This is a genomic window from Halobacillus litoralis (genome assembly GCF_009856355.1).
GTDB lineage: Bacteria > Bacillota > Bacilli > Bacillales > Halobacillaceae > Halobacillus > Halobacillus litoralis_B.
Genome location: NZ_WMEW01000031.1, coordinates 1 through 1,377, shown reverse-complemented (window position 1 = coordinate 1,377; position 1,377 = coordinate 1). Strand labels below are relative to the sequence as shown.

Here is a 1,377-nt window from a genome sequence, read left to right as displayed (position 1 = left end):
TTTTTCTTGTACAATGAAAAGAATACATAAAAGTGAGGGATTCCATGTTAGACCGTCAATTATCCATGAATTTAAGTCAGTACGAAGGGCTTTACGATATGGTGGTCCCTAAGGACCACCTTCTTCGAGAAATCAACGACCTTATAGACTTTTCCTTCGTTTACGACGAACTGAAGGACAAATACTGTCATGATAATGGACGGAATGCTGTTCATCCCATTCGTATGTTCAAATATCTCCTCCTGAAAACCATCTATACGTTGTCTGACGTGGATCTTGTGGAACGAGCTCAAGTCGACATGTCCTTCAAATATTTCCTTGAACTGGCTCCAGAGGATGCCGTCGTTGATCCGAGCCTATTAGCTTACTTCCGTCGCAAACGTCTGAAAGACGAAAATCTTTTAGATCTATTGATTGGAAAAACCGTGGAGGTTGCTCTTGAAAAAGGCGTCATTCAATCCAAGTCTCTCATCCTTGATGCGACGCACACAAAAGCTCGATACAACCAGACATCGCCTCAAGAAGTATTGCGCATCCGTTCCAAGAACGTCCGTAAAATGATTTATTCCGTCGATGAATCGATGAAGAAAAAGTTCCCTGAGAAACCAACTGAAGATACGCTGCAAGCTGAACTTGACTATTCAGAACGTCTGGTCGAAATGATCGAAAAGGAACCGAAGCTCAGCTTTATCCCCAAAATTAAAGAACCTTTGAACTTACTTAAAGAGACGATTACAGATGATCAACTGGAATTACAACAATCCCAGGACCCTGATGCCCGTTTGGGACATAAATCAGCCGACTCGGCTTTCTTTGGGTATAAGACGCATATCGGCATGTCTCAGGAACGTATCATTACGGCCGCCACAATAACGACCGGAGAAAAAACAGATGGAAAACAATTACCTGAATTAGTGAAGAAGAGTCAAGAAGCTGGGTTAGAAGTGGAGGATATACTAGGAGATCGAGCTTATTCATCAAAGGAAAATATCACTTATGCCCAAGAGAACGACATCGAACTCATTTCCAAGTTGAACCCTTCGGTTTCACACGGATATCGTAAGAAAGAAGAATCGTTTGAATTCAATAAAGACGCTGGTTTATACGTCTGTCCGGCCGGTCATATGGCTTTTCGAAAAGCCCGTCAGGGCAAGAAGGGACAATCACAAAACCAGGTTGAAACCCATTATTTTGATGTCGAAAAGTGTAAACGTTGTCCCCTTCAGGAAGGATGTTATAAACCTGGAGCCAAAACGAAGAGTTACTCCGTCAGTCTAAAATCAGAAACACATAAAAATCAACTCGCCTTTCAAAACAGTGAGAATTTCAAACAAAGGGCTAAAGAACGGTATAAAATTGAAGCGAAGAATAGTGAAT

The 1,377-nt window shown here is 41.7% G+C and carries 1 protein-coding gene; it reads left to right on the top strand.

Annotation, left to right across the window (positions count from 1 at the left end):
* Positions 1 to 44: 44 nt before the first annotated feature.
* On the top strand, positions 45 to 1,377 hold a 1,333-nt coding region (locus tag GLV97_RS19680), incomplete at its 3' end, for an IS1182 family transposase (RefSeq protein ID WP_160890399.1).